14 protein-coding genes are annotated in these 18,637 nt (G+C 68.3%); 2 read left to right on the forward strand and 12 right to left on the reverse strand.

The genetic code is table 11. The features are described from left to right. Positions 1-78: 78 nt before the first annotated feature. From M446_RS33505 to M446_RS33515, 5 genes are all read right to left on the reverse strand, one after another. Positions 79-537, reverse strand: a complete 459-nt coding sequence (locus M446_RS33505; RefSeq protein WP_012336527.1) for a hypothetical protein — start codon at positions 535-537, stop codon at positions 79-81. An 819-nt stretch (positions 538-1,356) separates the two neighbouring features. Beyond that, entirely contained in the window at positions 1,357-1,563 is a 207-nt protein-coding gene (locus tag M446_RS36310) for a helix-turn-helix transcriptional regulator (protein ID WP_012336529.1), read from the reverse strand. An 84-nt stretch (positions 1,564-1,647) separates the two neighbouring features. After that, on the reverse strand, positions 1,648-2,265 hold the full coding sequence (locus M446_RS37845) for a hypothetical protein (RefSeq protein WP_150108788.1): 618 nt from the start codon (positions 2,263-2,265) through the stop codon (positions 1,648-1,650). 50 nt (positions 2,266-2,315) lie between these two features. Next, positions 2,316-3,608: a tyrosine-type recombinase/integrase gene (locus M446_RS33510; protein ID WP_012336530.1), complete on the reverse strand. Its 1,293-nt coding sequence runs from the start codon at positions 3,606-3,608 to the stop codon at positions 2,316-2,318. 706 nt (positions 3,609-4,314) lie between these two features. After that, positions 4,315-4,677: a hypothetical protein gene (locus tag M446_RS33515; protein WP_043701943.1), complete on the reverse strand. Its 363-nt coding sequence runs from the start codon at positions 4,675-4,677 to the stop codon at positions 4,315-4,317. 227 nt (positions 4,678-4,904) lie between these two features. Between M446_RS33515 and M446_RS33520 the strand changes: the two genes are divergently transcribed. After that, positions 4,905-6,629 carry a hypothetical protein gene (locus M446_RS33520; protein ID WP_012336532.1) on the forward strand — a complete coding sequence of 575 codons (1,725 nt, stop codon included), beginning with the start codon at positions 4,905-4,907 and terminating at the stop codon, positions 6,627-6,629. Between the two features lie 344 nt (positions 6,630-6,973). On the opposite strand, the gene M446_RS36315 is transcribed toward M446_RS33520, so the two are convergent. Further along, positions 6,974-7,294, reverse strand: coding sequence for a hypothetical protein (locus tag M446_RS36315; protein WP_083784784.1), 321 nt, complete (start codon positions 7,292-7,294; stop codon positions 6,974-6,976). 669 nt (positions 7,295-7,963) lie between these two features. Then, positions 7,964-8,284 (reverse strand): GYD domain-containing protein, encoded by a 321-nt coding sequence (locus M446_RS33525; protein ID WP_012336533.1) that lies wholly within the window; start codon positions 8,282-8,284, stop codon positions 7,964-7,966. A 674-nt stretch (positions 8,285-8,958) separates the two neighbouring features. Between M446_RS33525 and M446_RS33530 the strand changes: the two genes are divergently transcribed. Next, a complete protein-coding gene (locus M446_RS33530; protein WP_012336534.1) occupies positions 8,959-9,642 on the forward strand; it encodes a helix-turn-helix domain-containing protein in 684 nt (227 codons plus the stop codon). Positions 9,643-9,835: 193 nt separating this feature from the next. On the opposite strand, the gene M446_RS33535 is transcribed toward M446_RS33530, so the two are convergent. The 5 genes from M446_RS33535 to M446_RS33555 all read right to left on the reverse strand — a co-directional run bounded on the left by M446_RS33535 (position 9,836) and on the right by M446_RS33555 (position 18,194). Further along, on the reverse strand, positions 9,836-10,174 hold the full coding sequence (locus M446_RS33535) for a c-type cytochrome (protein WP_012336535.1): 339 nt from the start codon (positions 10,172-10,174) through the stop codon (positions 9,836-9,838). A gap of 239 nt (positions 10,175-10,413) precedes the next feature. Continuing rightward, a complete protein-coding gene (locus M446_RS33540) occupies positions 10,414-11,727 on the reverse strand; it encodes an NRAMP family divalent metal transporter (RefSeq protein ID WP_012336536.1) in 1,314 nt (437 codons plus the stop codon). Between the two features lie 354 nt (positions 11,728-12,081). Then, complete coding sequence (locus tag M446_RS33545) at positions 12,082-12,765, reverse strand: class I SAM-dependent methyltransferase (RefSeq protein ID WP_150108789.1); 684 nt, start codon at positions 12,763-12,765, stop codon at positions 12,082-12,084. 169 nt (positions 12,766-12,934) lie between these two features. After that, entirely contained in the window at positions 12,935-14,302 is a 1,368-nt protein-coding gene (locus M446_RS33550; protein WP_012336537.1) for a hypothetical protein, read from the reverse strand. Positions 14,303-14,345: 43 nt separating this feature from the next. Further along, positions 14,346-18,194: a glycosyltransferase gene (locus tag M446_RS33555; protein WP_265576494.1), complete on the reverse strand. Its 3,849-nt coding sequence runs from the start codon at positions 18,192-18,194 to the stop codon at positions 14,346-14,348. Positions 18,195-18,637: the final 443 nt, after the last annotated feature.

An 18,637-nucleotide genomic window follows, 5' to 3' on the forward strand; every position in this document is an offset into this window, starting at 1 on the left:
CCTATCTCCATTGTATTTCCATAGGTTTAAATTGGATAAACTGTCAATACGCCCAATCACACCGTGATCAGCGGAGCATCAGGACCGGGGATCGCCGTCGCGGTCGGCCGGGCGGGCGCGCAACAGGTCCGCCATCGCGCGATGCTGGGCCGTGATCGCCTGGACCCTGGGGTCGCGCGCGATCAGGTTTTCGAAGAGTTGCTTAAGCTCTTCCTCGGTGTAAGAAGTCTCGTCGGTCCCATCAGGAAGCGTAATCAGCAATTTCTGACGAAATCCGGTGACCAAGTTCCACACCAGATAGTAAGGGCTGTATCCTTCCTTTTTAGGAAGTCCACCAAGCTCCTTCTGGGCGAGTTCGCGCTCGGCGGCGCCCATGGCGCGCAGGCGGAACTCGCGGTGCGGGAAGCGTTGGAAGAACCGCGCATCGGCCGCGACGAACTGCTCGGCCTCCCGCGTCAGTCGGAGAATGCGGCGCTTCGCCTGCTGGGTGAGGCGGCCGAGGCGGCGGCGCTGCTGGCGGTTGCTCGGCTCGGTCATCGCGCCACCTCCCCGAAGACCAGCGGCGCCAGGGCCGCGGCGACGACGGGGCTGATCCCGGCCCGGATCAGGCGGGCCCGCCGGAGCGCGGCCACGTCGAGGTCGGGCAGAGGCATCGGCGCCAAGGGCGCGGGGCGAGGCGCGGGGCGAGGTGCCTGCCGGCGCGGCGAGGGCGCGGGGCGCGGGTTCAGCGCAGAGGGCGCAGGGGCGCCGCCTTGCGCGGAGCGTCCGCACGAACTACTGTAACGAACCATAGTTTGTTTCCTGGGCCCTGCCGCGTTTGCGCGCTGCGGGGCCTTCTCTTTGGGTTTCGCGGTTGCGCCCTGCCAGGCGCGCCGGGTTGGCGGTCAGCCGCCAGTTAGGTCCGCAGGAGCGGGCCACCGATGGTCCCGGCGTTGAGGCGCTGGACCCGGGGCGGGGTCGCGGGTTGGAGCAGTTCGTGCACCGCCGCGGCACCGCCGGTCGGTCACGTCTTCCGCTGCCGCGGCCTCCTGGCGGAAGCGGTAGGCGGTCCTGCCTCCCGCCAGCCAGCGCCGCTCGATCTCGGCCCGGTGCGAAACGGCCCAGATGCACGCATCCCGTAGGCCGGCGGGCATAGGTTCCCGTTCGCCGCGAACATCCGGCGTCGTAACATTCAGGTTGTCCATAGCTTGTCCTCTACTTAGGCCGTTTCAGTCTTAGCCGAGACGGGCGGTGTTCCCTTTACCATTCGCCCATGTGCTTTGAATGCGTTGAGCAGATGAAAGGCTATTTCAAATGCGCAAGCTACATTCGGGGCCGGCTGGTGTTCCACGATCGGGCGGACTTCGATGCTTCGATTCATCGCGCAGCACGGCCGTCCTTTGGAAATGTCGCCGCATCATCTTCGCGCGCGCGGCACCACTCGCGATCCGCATCTTCGGTGATGCGCACCGCCGCGCCGATCTTCATGATCCGTGGCGCCTTGCCGGCCTTCAGCAGGTTGTAGAAGTGTGCGCGCGAAACCTTATGGCGCTCGCACCAGTCCGGTATCGTCAGTGATCTCATATTTGAGCCTTCCCGAGTTATTGGGAACGCAGACTAGTATCCACGACTTCAATATCAAAAAAATTACTTTAATTCTGGCGTCGATTATTTTTCGACAGAATTTTCGCCCGATTTTCTTGGGCGACCCCGTTTCATAGGTACCTGCTTGAAAATGCTAAGAAAATTGTCGTCTAGGATGTGGCTTCCCGGAAAATTCTTGCGCAGAAACTCTCTCTGGGCAGGGCGCGCCATATTTTTTGCGTCCGGGTGCATCCTGAGCAGCTCGACCGCCCGCTGGAGGTCGAGAGCCGTCATAGGCCCGGGGCGCAGCGATTCAGACGTTGGCTCAGTTTCAAGCTCAAGCTTGCCGCTGCAACGGTCCATTCCGTAAAGGGCGACCAAGGCTCTGTATTGCTCGCGTGGAATGTATATCCATTCCGGCTCTCCGCTAAGATGGTCAGGCGTCATGCCGGACGTGACAGAATCGATATGATCAGACTCACGCCAAAATTCGGGTGGGATTTTTTGCTGACCGCCGGTGGTCATATAATAAGCTTCAGCATGTTCAGAGTAAAATGACATCATCAGCATCATGCATGCCGTATTTCTCTCAATTAAAAATGGCAATGGTAAAAATCTATTATCAGGTCTATCGCCCGGTCGATCGGCGTATGAGCTTACAATAAGCCTCTCAAAAAGATCGTCACACACGTCGATGAGCATGATGTACCCGGAAGGGCAGAATTTTAGCTTCATAAATTCAGACCCCCGCTTCACACAAATCGACGTGATGTCATATGTAGCGGCGCAACGTTCCCAGCCTCGACTTCGCCAAACCGTGGCGCACCTGCCCGGATCGCCTCGGCGACGTAGGACGGGGCGAGGTGGCCGTAGTGCTTCTCGACCATCCTCGTATCGGCGTGCCCGAGGTTCCGGGCGACCACCATCAGCGGCGTGCTGTTCATGACGGCGAGCGAGGCCCAGGTGTGCCGCAGGCCGTGGAAGCTGATCCACGGCGTGATGCGGCCGTTCCGGCAGGCATCGGCCATCGGGCGCAGCTGGTGGGACGATCCCCACGCAGCGCCGCTCGCCTTCACGAACATCAAGTCGCTGCCGGCCCGGCCGGCGACGTGCCGGGCGAAGAAGGCCGCACCCTCGTCTGTGAGAACGATGTGACGTGGCTTGCCCGATTTCGAGCGCCGGATCGAGAGAGTGCCACTGTCGGGGTTGAAGTCGGCTACGCGCAACGCCACGAGTTCGCCATACCGGGCTCCCGTCTGCAGGGCGCCCTGCACGAGTACTCGGAAGTCGGGATCGGCGGCGTTGATGAGCCGCTGCGCCTCGGTGACGGTGAGATACCGAACGCGGGTCGCGTCCACGTTCTCGAACGGCTCCACGCGCCGCCACGCGGCGTCAGAGGACACCTGCCCGGCGCGCCACGCCCGGTTCAGCGCGGCCTTGAGCACCGTCAACGTGCGATTCGCGGTCGAGCGCCGCCGCCGCCGGCTCTCGTCGTCGTCCGGGACCTCGCGGTAGCGCTGCTCGGCCCCGGCCTTCGTGCGGATCCGCGGCGGTGTCTTGGCGAGGTCGGTGAGCCAGCGGGACAGCTTCGCGGTGGTCAACGCTTCGACCTCAACGTCGCCGAGGAGTGGGTAGATGAAGGCCTGGGCCCGGTGGCGAGCGTCGAGGCCGGACTTCCGGTTGGCGTCTAGGAACGCAAGGTAGGCCTCGACCGCGTCCTGGACGGTCAGCGGGCCGGTCTTGCCGGCCGCGGCATGCGCACGTTGGACCATGCGGGCGCGGGCGAGTTCCTGCGCCTGTCGGAAGTTGAGGACCGCCACCCCATCGGCGTCGGAGAAGTCGTCGGCGGTTGCGAGCGTCTCGACTTCATAGGCCCGCTCGCCAACGTAATGACGCGCCACCCACTTGCCTGCGCCCCTCGCGAGCCGGCGGTATCCGAGGTGCAGGCCTGGCTCCAGAGTGCGGAAGTAGGGCTTGCCGCGCGGCTCCAGGCGGGCGCGGGCAGTGCGGCTGTCGAGGTTTGCGTCGCGGACGGTGCGGGCCATGGCGGCTGTGTCCTGATCCGTGTCCAACGAATGTCCAATATGCAGGGTTGGACAACCATACACAAGCACGGGCGGCTGTGAGCTAACAGGCTGGAAACAAACAGCAGACTGGAGCGCCGGTAGACATACATGGGCTCCAGAGAAGCCCTCTCACGGCGAAAACAGGGGTTCGAGTCCCCTTGGGAGCGCCATCTCTATCAAGCTCTTGGCTTGTCGTCGCCCGACCCGAACTCAACACATCTGCCATCGATCGGCATGGACAGAGGCGGACAGGGATCCTGTCCAGTGCCATGTCCGAACGGGGATCGATCTCAGCTCCGAGCCCTCCGGCCCGCACCCCTTTCGGAACCGGCAGCGACCCCCTGATCCGGGATCCGCTTTGGTCAAGCGGATCCCGTATGACATCCCCGATCCAGCGGTCGGTCGGTGCAGCGAGCGCCCGGGCTCCGCCCCGCAGCGAGCTCGGCCGCCGCAACCGTCGGGCGACAGCCCGCCATGGGACCTCGCTTGCATGGCGGCTTGCGCGGACCGGCCCAGGGCGAGGGTGAGTGGGGGCCCCGCCTTCCCCGGCCCGACTGGACCGGCGAGTGTGGCACGGCGGCGCGGGGCGGTGTTGATCGGGCTCAAGCGCCACCGACGAGATGCGCGGGTGGGTGAGGCGGAAAGCGCCCGTGCCCGCCATCAGGGCACGCCCGGGGCCGCCGCGTCACCGGCAGCGATAGAAGAACGTCTTCTGCCCGTCCTCGGTCTGAACCAGCATCGAGCCGCCTGCGCCGACTTGCCACTGGGCAGCGCGGGTCCAGCGGTCTGCGCCGGAGGCACACTGCATCGTGACCGCGACCTCGTCGCCCTGGGGGCGCTTGCTCACGAGCTTGCAGCGCATGTCGTGGCCCAAGACCTCGGCCGACGTGATCCTGACCGCCGTGATGTCGGGGTTGGCCACGCCCGCCTTGGCGGTGGCGCACTGGTCCTGCATCGCGGCCCACAGCCCCTCCCAGGGCGAGGCCGCGTGGGCGGGAGCGGGGAGGACGGCGACCAGGGCGAGAACGCGACCGCGATAACCAATCACCTTTGATCCTCCTGCCTATCCTTCTCGCCGGCCGCTTACCCGACTCGGATGCGCAACGCGACCGACGGCCTCGGGATGCGCGGCTGCCGGCATCGCCGCTGCGTGCTCGTCCCGGGGAGCATTTGACCGACGTCGGGGCTTGCCTCAACGGGCTGCTTCGACTACCGCACGGGCCCGTTGGACGGAGAAGCGCTCGCCCTCAAGCAGGGGCGCCCCACTGTATCCGGATGTTGCGCTCGATCCTCCCCCGACTGACGCGCCTTCTTCGCTCCGCGCGTCGGTCATCGCCCAGCCTTGGGACGATTGATCGCGTCGAGATCACGGGCGAATGTCTGGAGATCGAGGGCTGGGGAAGCGATCTCGCCCCGGTTCTCCGCTACGACGGCCGGATCGTGCCCCTCGCCCACAGGCAGGTGCCGCGGCCTGATCTGACGCCGATCTTCGGCGCCGGCTCCGAGCGCTGGGGCTTCGCTCTCACCGCCAAGCTGCCCCACCCGGACCCGGATCTCTCCAAGCTCACCCTGCGTCTGAGCCGGACCGTCGTGCTTGATGCGAGCAGGAACCCCGGACTGTTCGTGCGCGACGGCGAGGTGCAGGCCCGCGCCGCTGCCCTGGCGGCGCAGCCCGGCCCGGACGCCATCGCCGCGCTAATCGACGACGCGTCCCGGGCCGGCGCGCACCGGCTCGTTCACCGGGTGGCGCTCCGCCTCCGCGACGCAGGGCAGGCCACCCTCGCCGAGGAGGTCCTGCGGGCCGGGCTCGCGCTCGCGGCGATCCGCCACCTGTGCCTGCGGGATCTCATCACGCTGAGCGCCGAAGCGGGCCGATCCGAGGACGTCGTCGCCTTCGCGGAAGAGGCCCTGGCGGAGCACGACCTGCTCCCCGCGCTCAAGCTGACCGCGGCGATCCACCTTGCCCGCTGCGGACGAGCCCAAGCCGGAGAGGCGCTGCTGCGCGACGTTCTCGCTGCTGATCCGACCAGCCGGCGCGACGTCGCAATCGCGGAGCAGACGATCCGCCTGTTGCGGGAGGTCGACGAGGCCGGCTTGACCGCGCTGCTGGACCGTGTCGAGGGGACCTACCGCAGGGTCGGCCCGCAGGACGTCGTCGAGGAGGCGGCCCGCTGCCTCGACGCCGAGGCGCCCTATCTGGTCCTGCGCCTGGGTGATGGGGAGGCCGCCTACATCACGCTCGGCAGCGACGACGAGGCGACCTATCCCGATTTGTACAGTCAGAACCGCGAGGCTCTGGCCGAGGTCTGGTTCCGCGACACGGCTTTCGCGCACGACCCGCGGCTGCCCGAGATGCTCGGCAGCTTCGATGCCGCCCTGGCCGAAGCGGATTGCCTCGGCGTCTGCAGCCGGCATGTGGCCCGGGAGCTCCACGCCAAGGCGACCGGCCGAAGCCTCATCTGGGCGATCAACCCCTTGCGCAAGCTCGCCCAGCTTGCCGAGCTCGATCCGGCCAGCACCCCGCATCGGACGCTCTGCGACCCCTACATGCACTTCGTCCTCGCCTCGAGCGGCGGCCTCGCGCGCCTCATCGAGGGGCGGGCGCAGGTCGGGATCGTCACCTGCCACGCCGATCTCGCGACGGCCTTGCAGCACCATTACCGCATCGGCCACGTGGAGCTGATCCAGGTCCCGGGCGAGAAGAGCCACGGCGCGGTGCTCGGGGCGGAGATCATCGCCGGCCGCCATTGGCCCGACCGCTACGATGCAGTTCGCGCGCTGCTTCGGCACGGCAACCGCCGTGGCCAACTCTGGCTCCTGGCCGCGGGCTTCCTCGGCAAGATCTACGGCGGCGACCTGAGGCGGTCGGGTGCCGTGGTCATCGACATCGGCTCCATTGCCGACCTGTGGATGGGCAAGGCAACCCGCAACTTCCCGACCCTGTCGCCGGAGCTGATTCCGGGGACGAGCATGGCGCGGATGCAGCGAAGAGGCGAATGACGATCGGCAGCGACAAGCGATGCGCCTGATCGTGGGGCGTCGCGCGCCCCGCGCCTGTACCCAGGGTTAGGGGCAACGGAAGAGGTCGCCGCTCGCCTTGCTGGCGAACAGCGTGGACCGGCGCCGGCGGGCTGTGCGGATGCCGATCGGGCGCGAGCACCGCGGCTTCGACCCGATCGACCGGCGCGAGCTCTCGGTGGTGATCTGCTTCCGGCGTGCGGGCGGACTTTGCGAGGGCTGCGGGCGGCCGCACCTGCCGCCGGTGGTCCGCCTGCGGGTCGGGGATCAGGACGCGCCAGGCCGAACGGCTGCGCCGGCCTCCCGGCGCAGCCGCCCCGCACAGCTCAGTAGTAGCGGTGGTGACCCCAACCGTGGTGACGGTAGTGGCCCCAACCGTGGTGATAGTGATGGTGGCCCCAGCCGCCCCACACCGGGCGGTAGTGGTGGTGATGGTGATACCCCCAGCCGCCCCAGTAGGGTCGATGATGGCGATGGTGTCCGTACCACTGCACCTGGTGCAGACTGGCCGTGTCGGTCTGCCCAGCCAGGCTCACCGCCGCACCAAGCGGTGAGGCCTGAGCGTTGCCGATCGACACGGCGGGTGTCAGCTGGACCAGGGCAGCAACGGTGAGCGATGATAGCACCGTCAGAGATCGGTTGAACATAACAGTCTCCTCCCCCCTCAGGGGGCATTCAGGCGTGGCTGAACAACTTGCCAGCGCCACGCGGCCTGACCTGCCTGCGCCCAGGTGTCATTTGCTGGCAACGAGACACGGTTGCATGCAAAGTGCTACGAGATGGCCGGCAGCTGACAGATGATGCTTTGCATGATCGTGTCTTTGCTGTGTCGAATGACACTTTGCTCCGTTCCAGATGAGCGGTTGCTGAACGAATTCAGGGGAGCGCTGCCGCTGGAATGGGCGTCACGTGAGGCGATCACTTCCGCGGCCCCTGCCCGGCTGGCCGCCCCAGCGGACAGCGCGCCGGCGGGGTTCGGCCGAGCCGGAGCCGGTGACGCTCACACCCGCCGTGCCGATCAAGGGGTCCGTCGCCCCGGACGCCGGCCGAGAACGGCCGACCTCGAAAGAGGGGGGATGGTGGGGAGCGGCAAGGCCGTGGCAAGCTTTCTTGCCGCGCCGTTCACCGCGCTCCTTAGCCGGTGGTTCAAGATTGTCTCCTACCCTGCCCTCATGACTTCGGGGCTGGGAGGCAGAACCCGAGGCGGCCGGGCAACGTCCCGGATCGACGGAGACCAGAGGTGGAGAAGGCCCCGTCCGCTCGGCCGAAGCCGGCGGTGGGGCCTGCTTCGTCTCAGGCGCCGACAGCCGGTCAGATCAGGCGCGCCAGCGTGGCGGCTCCTCGTAGGAGAGAGACTGAACGATCTGACGGTAGGCGGCCTCCGGGAAGGCTTTCAGGGTCTGCGCCCGGATGTTGCCGAGCATGCCAAGCTGCAGGCTGAAGCGAGCCGCCACGGCGTCGTCCGGCGCCTCGTAGACCGCCACGATATCGTAAGCCCCCATGGTCAGGAAAAACTGCTTGAAGTTTCCGCCCATGTCCGCCAGCAGCCGCTTGGCAGCATCGAGCCGGGCGGGCGAGTCGGACGCCGAGCGTGCGCCCTGATCAGTCCAGTTCGCCAGCATGATGTAAGTGGTCATCGCACACCTCAAGTTTCGAGCATGACCGAGCCGTCATTCTACAACAGATTGCGCTCGGGCGAACATGAAAGATCGTGCCCTGCCCGCTCGCTTAGTTCAGGCCGGCGTTAAGAGCGCGCAACGAAACGGGGCTGGCGGCGGCGGGCTATGGCGAGGGGGAGACTGCTACCAAATCCGCTTGATCCCTTCGGGATGGCGGATGTGGGCTTCGCTCAGGCGCCGCGCGGGCTGGTGATCCGCTTGATCCCTTCGGGATGGCGGATGTGGGCTTCGCTCAGGCGCCGCGCAGGCGTGTGACACGGGAGGAACCGGCCGGCATGGCTGGCTGCACTTGCTGAGCAATATCCCTGACGGGGCCGAGCCGGACGCAATCGTTTTCGAGCCGGTCTTGCCGCCCAGCGACGGGTCGGTCCTCGATGCCGTCACGCGGGAGCGGCCGGGACGGGAAGTGCAGCCCCTCCGCGCCGCCGTCCTCGGCGGCCGGCAGGGAGCCGGCGGCCGCGAGCCGGCCGAGCGGCCTCGTGGCGGCTGCTCCCGCGGCGAGGCGCGCCGGAAGGGCACCTCCGCGCCTAGGTGGATGTCCTTAGGCGCTTGCGCTTAAGAGACCGCCCGGAATGTCGCCTCGCCCGCTTTCGGGTCACTCTCCTCATCCAATCAGGACGAGGACGGAACCGATGGCACTCGACACCGCAGCTCTGCACCCCCGCGCGGTCGAGAGCGCCTCCTGCCCCAGCCTGCACGACGGTGACCTCTTCGCCGGCTGCCCCGAGCTCATCGGCTCGCCCTCGACCTTCGCCCGTGACGAGGAGATCTACGGCGAGGACGAGGACGCCGAGTTCGTCTACAAGGTGATGACCGGCGCGGTGCGCACCTACAAGATCCTGGGCGACGGCCGGCGCCAGATCACCGGCTTCCACCTGCCCGGCGACCTGTTCGGCTTCGAGCCGGGCGAGGTCTGCGGCCACACGGCCGAGGCGATCTGCGACACCAGGGTCGTGGTCTTCAGGCGCCGCCAGATCGAGCGGGTCGCGGCCGCGCGCGCCGAGGTGGCCGTCCAGCTCTGGGGCTTGGCGACGCGCGATCTCAGTCAGGCGCAGCACCACATGCTCCTGCTCGGGCGCGGCTCGGCGCAGGAGCGGGTGGCGGCCTTCCTGCTCGCGGTGGGCGAGCGGCTCGGCAGCACGGGGAGCGTCGCGCTGCCGATGACGCGCCGGGACATCGCCGACTACCTCGGCCTCACCCTGGAGACCGTGTCGCGCACGATCTCGCAGCTCGAGGGCGCGGGCGCGCTGGTGCGCGCGGGTGCCCGGCAGGTCACGCTTCGTCGCGGCCGCATGCGGCGGCTGACGGAGGAGTGAGACACCGTCACGCGGATCGGGGGAATTCTGGACCCGCGGCGGCTCGGACCGCTCCGGGTCCCTTCGCGTGAGAGGGCGGCCCGCGGCCGACGACGTCCCTCGCTGGATCCGCCGCCCATGGCGGCTCATCGCTGCCGATGGAAGGGTTCCGGTCGGCCCGCGATCCTGCGCCGTCGTTGGGCGGCCGCCCGGCTCACCGCTCCAGACTTGTGAGATAGCGGATCACGTCCTCGACTTGCCCCGGATCGAGCTGGAACTCCGGCATGCCCGGGTGACCCGTCCGGATGCCCTCCGCGAGCGCCTCGGCAAGATCCGTGACGGGATAGCGGGTGTGGAGGTCGCGAAAGCGCGGCGCCTGGGCCAGCGGGCTCTCGCCGACGCGCCCGACCGCGTGGCATCCGGCACAGTGGACCCGCACGAAGGTGCGCCCGCGCGTGACGTGGGGGTCCTCGGCCGCCTCCGCCCACCCCGCGTGCAGGCTCAGGACTGCGAGAAGCCCGACCGCGGTCAGGACTGAGGTGGGCACGCGCATTGGTATCTCCCGCTGGTTGCCGGCGCGGCGACTTTCCGGACAACCTCGTCCGGGTGCAAGCCTCGGCATTCCGTCTCATCCGCCGTCCGGACGAGCACGTCCGGACGGCGTCTGCCAAGCCCGCGCGGCGCTTGAGCGAAGCCGACATCCGCATTGCCGAAATGGGAGATGGCGAAGCCATCGACCGGATGTCGGATGCCGCATGATTTGAGATCCGGTTGATCCTAGCGGATCCCGGATCACAAGGACGTCGCGACCATGCCGACGACGGCAACCGCCATCACGGCGGTGGCGAGCCAGCCGAGCCCCTTGAGCCATCCCGTCACCGCGAAGCGCCCCATCACCTCGGGCCGCGCCGCGACCCACATCATCACGGCCATCACCGGCACGGCGACGACGCCGTTCAGCACCGCGCTCCAGAACAGCGCCCGCACCGGGTCGAGGCTCGGCGTCAGGCTGATCAGCATGCCGACCAGGGTCGCGAGACCCACCACGCCGTAGAAGGCCTTGGCCTCCTGCACGCGGCGCGCGTAGCCGACCGGCCAGCGCCACGCCTCGCCGACGGCGTAGGCGGAGGAGCCCGCGAGCACCGGCACGGCGAGCAGCCCCACCCCGACCACGCCGAGCGCGAAGACCGTCTCGGCGAAGGGTCCGGCGATCGGCCGCAGCGCCGCCGCCGCCTCCGCGGAGGTGCGGATGTCCACGGTCCCGTGCGCGTGGAGGGCCGCCGCCGCGGTGCCCAGGATCGCGAGCGCCACGAGGTTCGACACCGCCATGCCGGCGAGGGTGTCGACCTCGATCCGGTGCAGGGCCGTGCGCCCCTGCTCGGGCGCGTGGATCAGCTCCCGCCGCCGCGGATGCACGTGCAGGTCCTCGGCCTCCTGGGATGATTGCCAGAAGAACAGGTAGGGGCTGATGGTGGTGCCGAAGATCGCGACCACGGTCGTGAGCGCCTCGCGGTCGAGGCCGATCCGCGGCAGCAGCGTTCCGAGCGCGAAGGCGCGCCAGTCCACCCGCGTGGTCGCGAGCGCGGCGAAATACGCGAACAGCGCGAGGGTCAGCCACTTCAGCACCGCGACGTAGCGCGAATAGGCGAGGAGCATCTGCAGCACCACGCAGATCCCGGCGAAGAGCAGTACCAGGAGCCATCGCGGCGCGCCGGGGAGCAGCAGCGTCGCGGCATCGGCCATGGCGCCGAGATCCGCCCCGAGATTGACGGTGTTGGCGATCACCAGGAGGGTCACGGTCACGCGCAGCAGCCCGGCCGGGGCGTGGCGCTGCAGCACTCCGGCGATGCCGTGGCCGGTGGTGCGCCCGATCCGGGCCGAGATCATCTGCACGGCGGCCATGAGCGGGTAGCTGTAGAGGAGCGTCCAGCCGAATCCGTAGCCGTAGGCCGCCCCGGCCTGGGCATAGGTGGCGATGCCGCTCGGGTCGTCGTCCGAGGCGCCGGTGATGAGGCCGGGGCCGAGCACCCGCAGGAGCCGCGGCTTCGACGGCCCCACGACTGCGCTCGTCTCCTCGGGATCGTCGTCTCGGCTGACCTGCTGCATCCGGCCCTCACGCACCCTTTCGGACGACGGCGCTCCCGCGGCCGCGCGGCCGTCGCGAAGCGCCACCGTACCGTGCTCACCGCCGCCGTCGAGGTTGAGTCCGCGGCCCGCTCGGGCGCCATCGAGCGCCGCGACCCGGTGCGAGGGTTGCGGCGGCACACGACCCGGCCCTCTCGCGTCGATCACGGCGGCGACAGGCCGCCACCCGCCCGCGTTCGGGTCACGCAGCTTGGGTCCCGCGGTGACGGTTCACGGGTGCGCTCGGGCCGGGATCGCCTCGCGGGGCACCTGCGATGGTCGGCCCGGCCGCAGGAGCCGCCCCCTTCCTGCTCGGGCCCGACCGGGCCGGAGGAGCTACGCCTTCTTGACGAACACGACCAGCTGATTGTCCCCGGTCGGGTCATCGACCGGACTCGGCAGCGACAGGAATCTCCAATCGCTGAACCCCTCGGCGATCGTCTCGGCGAAGAGCCTCGTCCGGTCCGTATCCTGCGGCGTGACGTCCTCGATGATGTAGATCCCGCCCGGCTTGAGATGGGCGAATGCCTCGAGCAGCAGGCAGGCATTGGCGCGCAGTTCGTGCAGGCCGTCGTCGATGATGACGTCGTAGCCCTCGCCGACCCCGAACGACCGGAACATCGCCGAGATCGTGCTCGGCTCGAGCTGGTTCACGAAGGCGGTCTTGATGCGCTCCTCGGCGAACAGGATGTCACGATCGATGTCGGCGCCGTAGATCTCGGCATGCGGAAAGAAATCCCGCCATCCGCGCAGCGAGGCTCCAGGCCTGCCATTCGGCCCCATCGTGGAGGGGGCGCCCTCCTTGTTCGTTCCGAGCCCCACCTCCAGCAGCTTCAGCGGCTCATCCTTGACATCTCTGAACAAAATATCGTAAATCAAGCTATAGTTATGTTTGGTTCCCTTATCGCTTCCATGGCCAGTCATGATTTCACACAGCTGTGTGCGATGTTTGTATCCAAGTTCTTCCGCGCGCTGAACAACAGCGTTTATCTGGGTCGTCTTTAGGCAGCTGTGCTGCATGAAGTGCCTCCTGCCGCAGGATCGACGCGGGGCAGCTAATTGTCGGGCGGCCGCGCTGTCAATGATCATGTCCGAGTTCTGTCGTTGACCGGGCAAAGCTCGGCGCCGCCCTGGTTCGCCGGATGAGTGGCGCTGTCCTCCGGGACGCCTCGGCGCCGCCGCTTCCCGGTCAGGGCCCCGCCGCGATCCGGATCGCGATGCCGGAGAGCGTGACGCGCGCCCACTCGCTGAGGACGCGCACGGTGAATTCCGAGTCCTCGGTCTCACGCTCGGAACTCCAGCTCAGGGTGATGAGCGGGCCGTCCTCGACCGCCTGGAGCACGGCGGCCTGCCGCGCCAGGGTCTCCCGGCCGTAGGACCGCGTCACGGAGAACTCGATGCGGGTTCCGGCCTCGACGCTCCCGAGGAAGGTGGCCGTCAGCGTGCCCGCGGGAAGTCCGACGTAGGGACCGCAGAGCAGGAGCTTGTCCGGCGGGTGACGCGAGGCCTCCAGCGATCCATCGGCGCGACGCTCCCCGTATTGCGTCGCGCACCGGCGGGTCGCGAGCCGAACGGGGCCCTTGCTCAGCATGTAGGGAAGCCAGCCCGTCACGCCCCCCGCCGCGGCCGGATGCGAGCCGGCGCCGGGGGGACACTCCGCGCCGGGATCGGCGGTCGGCCGGGGGCGGTGGTGCGAGACGACGCGGCTCAGCGCCGCGAGCCGCCGCGCGACGTCGCTCCCCGCCCCATCGCGCCGGTGGCGCGGGGCGCCGTCCCGCTGGGCCGCCGCCAGCGTGCCGACCCTGCCGGCCGCGCGGGCCAGCGCGACCGGGTCCGCGGTCTCCCCGTCCGCCTCCAGCGCGCGTCCGAGCGCCAAGCCGAGACGGAGGCTCGTCAGGGAGGGCGTTCCGGGAAGGTCGGCGGAGACGAGGCGCAGCAGCCCCATCGAGGCCGCGGGCGCGACGGTCTGCAGGCTCTCGAGGAGCCTGCTGAGGAGCGGCTCGTCGCGGCCGAGCGCCAGGCGGGCCCGGAGCAGCTCCTCGGCCGGGCCGAGATCGCCGCGCCGGACGAGGTCGAGGAGCAGCACCTCGACCGCGCGCCGGTGGGCGCCGTCGATCGCGAGCGCGAGCGTCGCGAGGTAGAGCCGGTCCGCCTCGTCGCCGCACTCCATCACCCGCCCGGCGAGTTCGGCGCGCGCGACCTCGATCTCCAGTTCGGGGAAGTCGGTGAAGCTCCTCCCGATGCACCGGGCGATCGCGTCGGCCTCGGGCTGGAAAACCCAGTCCAGTTGCGACGCGGCCGCGGTCACGCCGGCCCGCGCGACGCCGAACTGCACGACCCGCTCCCAGAGCGGCAGCAGGAGGCGCAGGAAGGTCGCGCGGCACCCGCCAGCGATGATCCCCGTCACCTCGACCGCGCGCTCGACCTCGCGGCCTCGGGCGTCGAGGGTCGAGACGTGTCGCGGGATGGACGCCAGCTGATCGCGCGTGAGCGCGCGGATCATCGCCGGCAGGGCATGCGCGTCGGCCTCGGCGAGGGCCTCCCAGGCGGCCTCCACGCCACCGGCATCCTCGCGATCGGAGGACGGGGGAGCGAGCGAGTTAGAGGTCGTCATCGCCGTCGTTTCGCCTGACATCGACCGGAGCGCGGGACGTCCATTGCACGTGGACCGGCTGATTGAGCGTGATGAACTCGTCGGAGGTCAGAAAACTCCGCACGAGTTCGTCGCGGCTGCCTCCGCCGCGCAGGAACGCGAGGTGGGCCGAGCGCTCCTGCTCGTTGCTGGGGCGCTTGAGCAGGCGCGCGTAGAGCGCGAGGACGAAGGCGTCGTCGTCCTCGCCCTCGAATTGTTCGAGACGGATGATCTCCGCCCGGCCGCCGCTCGCGGCGCGCCCGCGGGCGGCGCGTCCCTCCGCCGATTCGGACAGGGACCTCCAGAACACGGCCCGGCTCAGGCCGTCGCGCAGAGCCGAGAGGGCCGCCGCGAGGCCGCCCGGATCCGCGTCGCGGCGCAGGAGCCTCCGGTACGCGACCTGCACGAAGAGCTCGTCCTTCAGGCTCGCGAGGTGGTCCACGGTGGGACCGGGCGTCGAAGCCGCCCGGTCACCGCGCGGCGCGGGCGCCTGAGCCGGCGCGCCGCGCAGGACCCTGACGTCGTGATGGTCCTCGTAGAGCCCGACCACCATGTGGGCGAAGCGCTCGGCGATCACCGACCATTCGTGCTGCCCGATCCAGCGCTCCTGGCGCGCGCGAAGCGCCGCGGCGAGGTCCGGGTCGGCGAGCACGCCCCGGATCGCCTCGGCCACCTCGAATGGCGAGCAGCCGCTCGCCTGATGGACGAGGTCGCGGACGTCGTCGAACAGCGCCAGCGGGGTCGTGACGACCGGCCGCAGCGCGGACAGGCCGTAGCGGACCGCCCCGCTCGCCGATTCCCCGGAATGCTGATAGGGGAACGCGATGACGTCGCAGGCCTGCAGGAGCAGGTGCGTCTCCTGGTCCTCGAGGAAGTCGGTGATCATGATGACGCGATCGGCCAGTCCGAGCGTCGCGATCAGGCTCCTGCACCGCTCCAGTTCCTCCTCCGCCTCGGGCGCGGGATGGAGCGCGTTGACGAGCAGGAGCAGGGCATCCGGGTATTGGCCGAGGAGGACGCTGAAGGCGAGGATCAGTTCCAGGATGCCCTTCGGCGGCAGAAGGAAGCCGTAGCAGCCGATCACCGGGCCGACGTCGCCGAGGTTCAGGAACCGTCGCACGGAGGCGGGATCGAACCCCGTGGGACGCATGACTCCGTGGGGGATCTTCACGACGTTGTCGACGAGGCCGAACTGCTTCAAGCGATTGACGTCGTTGACCGAGTGCACGACGAGCCGCGTGGCCTTGGCGAAGGCGTCGGCGTGGGCGGCGATCGACTCGAGCTCGCCGTCGCTGACGGCCGGGGCGGTCTTGTGGAAGAACACGTAGGAATCGACGCCCATCGCGCTCAGGGCCGAGACGGCGTCGGCGAGTGCCTGAAGCGTGTGGAAGCCGTAATTGTATTGGAAGACGACGACATCGATGCCCTGCTCCTTCACGTCGATGAGCAGGCGATCCAGGTTCTCGCGGCGGTCTGTCCAATTTCTCACGACGTTGCCGGAGTCCGGCCTGAGCGTGTCCCAATGGTTCGAAAAGATGGTGATATCGAACCAATTTTCAGGCAGATGAGATACTAAAAATTCAGAATACGTTGCGATGCCGCAGCGCGTGTTCCACGTCGAAACCCAGCCGAGCTTGAGTTTCTTCGACGGCATTGTGCCATCGATTCGGTCAACGAATGCTTTGATCATCTCGGATGCGGCCGTCCATGTCATCGTGGAAACCGTTTGCTGTCCGCGCAGCGATTTCTGGAGGGTGGTGTGGTCGGAGCGTTGCGCGAAAACCGACCGCATCCGCGCGGCCAGATCGTCGATCCGGGCGCGCACCCACATCGCCTGCGCGGCTCCCAGATGGCTCGTGCTGAGCTCGAAGTCGTAGTCGACCAGCCACGCATTCTCGTCGGAGCAGAAATCCATCTGGCCGCTGTAGCCCGTGACGATGACCGGCAGCCCGTGCGCCATCGCCTCGGCGGCGGGGAGATTGAACCCCTCGCCCCGCGACGGCAGCACGACCGCGTCCGCGGCCGCATTCAGCCCGGCGAGCTGGTCCGCGTCGAGGTCGTCGAAGATGATGCGCACCACGGGCGCGTTCGGACTGTTCCTGATCACCCTGTCGTACCAGGTCTGCACGACGTTCGTCTGATTGCGATGGGTCTTGATGACGAGCTCGACCGGATCTCTGCGCGTGAACGCGGCCGCGTAGGCGAGGAGCAGTTCCTCGATGCCCTTGCGGGCGAGGCCCGACGAGACGTGCAGGAAGACGAACGGCGCCGCCGCGCGGGCGGGCCTGGGCAGAACGGGAGCATGCTCGATCCCGAGCCCGCAGACCACGGCCGGGACGCTGATGCCGGAATTGCGGTACACCCGGCGCACGAACGCGGTGAGGGCGAGCAGGCCGTCGAGGTAGCGGTTGATCAGCCGGCAGGCGGAATGGTTGATCTCGCTCTCTTCCCACGCCAGGGCCGCGAGGTGCAGGTCGCCCAGCATCCCGGCGGGCCGGAGCGGGTACATGTTGCGCACGGACACGATTGTGGCCTCCGGCGCGAGCGGCAGCGGCTCGAGCAGCGGCCGGACCTCCGGATTGGCCGCCACCCCGGCCTCGTCGAGCACGTAGCCCGGCACGCCTTCCATCGGGACGAGCATCGCCTCGGTGGCGGCCCGGCGGTCGAGCGCGTCCGCCAGGCGGCGATTCATCAGGGCGAGGCTGTAGGACGTCTCGCAGGGCCCCTCGACGATGTATTGGCGCCTGACCTCCGGGGCGCGCGCCCGGGCGCCCCGCCGCCCGGATGCCGGGGCCGCGTCCCGGACGATGAGGCCGGGCGGCAGGTGGGGCGTCAGGAAGGCCATCAGCGCCTGCGCGACGGTGTCGCGCGCGAAGTCCTGCAGCCGCCGGCGCTGGGCGCGCTTCACCGCGCGCCGATAGGGGCCGTCCGTGAAGAGCCGCCGCAGGCCGGCGGCGAGTTCCTCCGGGGAGGTCGTCGCGAGGCGGATGCCCGCCGTGCCGAGGGTTCCGCCGATCGCCGCCGTGTCGAAGGCCAGGACGGGCAGGTCGAAGGCCATCGCCTCCAGCAGGGGTACGCCGAAACCCTCGTGCTCGCTGAAGGAGACGTAGGCGTCCGCCGTCCGGTAATGGCCGTAGAGGTCCTCCTCCGACACGTGCCCGGTCACCTGCACGCGATCCTGCAATCCGGATCGCGCGATCTCGCGCAGCAGGTCGTCGGCGTAGCGCTCGCCGTCGCCGCGGTGCCCGACGAGCGTCAGGAACAGCGGGTGATCGAATGCGTCGCGGTACCGCTTCATGAAATCGACGAGGTGGATCTGTCCCTTGTTCGCGCAGATCCTCCCGACGAACAGGAGCTGGTAACGGGGCTCCGAGAGCTGCTGCAATCTCTGATTAAATGGGCGCGTCCGGATCTCCGTGAAATCGCGCAGGAGCGGGATCACGACCGGCGAATCGTACCCGCGCCGCACCAGTTCGGCCGCGTTGAACGCGGAGTCCGCGATCGCGACCGGGGCGAAGCGCCGGAGGTCCTGGAGCTGGTGCAGGCCGAGCGCGGCATAATGGCGGAGGGCGCCTCCGGGCTCGAAGAATTCTGGAGGTGTAATATTGTGGTATACTAGGATTTTCTTGCAATCGATAGCCTCGATCAAGGGCAGAAGATCGTGACCCATCGAATGATGGACGAGAAGTATATCATCCGGATTGGCATCAATTTCCTCAATCAAATTCAACCTGTCGGATAGACGATCATCTCTGTGTTGAACGTAAATTTCGGATCTCAGACCCCGTTCCGCGAGAATGTCTTTGATATAGAACATCGCGTTCGTTACGGCATCCCCGACCGCAGACCCCGAATGGAATTGAAATAATCGGAAGTCTTGCATCTCGCAGCCGTATAATAAAGCGCCGATACTATAAGTCTTGGTTTGCATAGAGTCAGTGTAGCTGCGTGTAACATCAACAGGTCAAGCGGGTCAACCGATGGTCGAGCACGGCTCCGCCTCACCCCGTGCGAGGTGATCGTGTGCCGTCCATGGGCGGTCGCGCGCGTCGCCCCGCTCGCCGCAGAGGCCGCGCCCCGCATCGGCCGCGATCCCCTCCGCACGGGCGCGCGGCCCCGGCCGCTCCCGATGGGCAGCCCGGGCAGCGGAGCGCTTCGGCCTCGCGCGCCACCTGGCACCACCAGCTGGCGTCACCCCTGGGCGACGGCGGCGGCCCGCTCGCCGCGTCCGGGCTCGGCCGGCCGACCCGCGTTCGCGCG

This window comes from Methylobacterium sp. 4-46 (assembly GCF_000019365.1).
Taxonomy (GTDB): domain Bacteria; phylum Pseudomonadota; class Alphaproteobacteria; order Rhizobiales; family Beijerinckiaceae; genus Methylobacterium.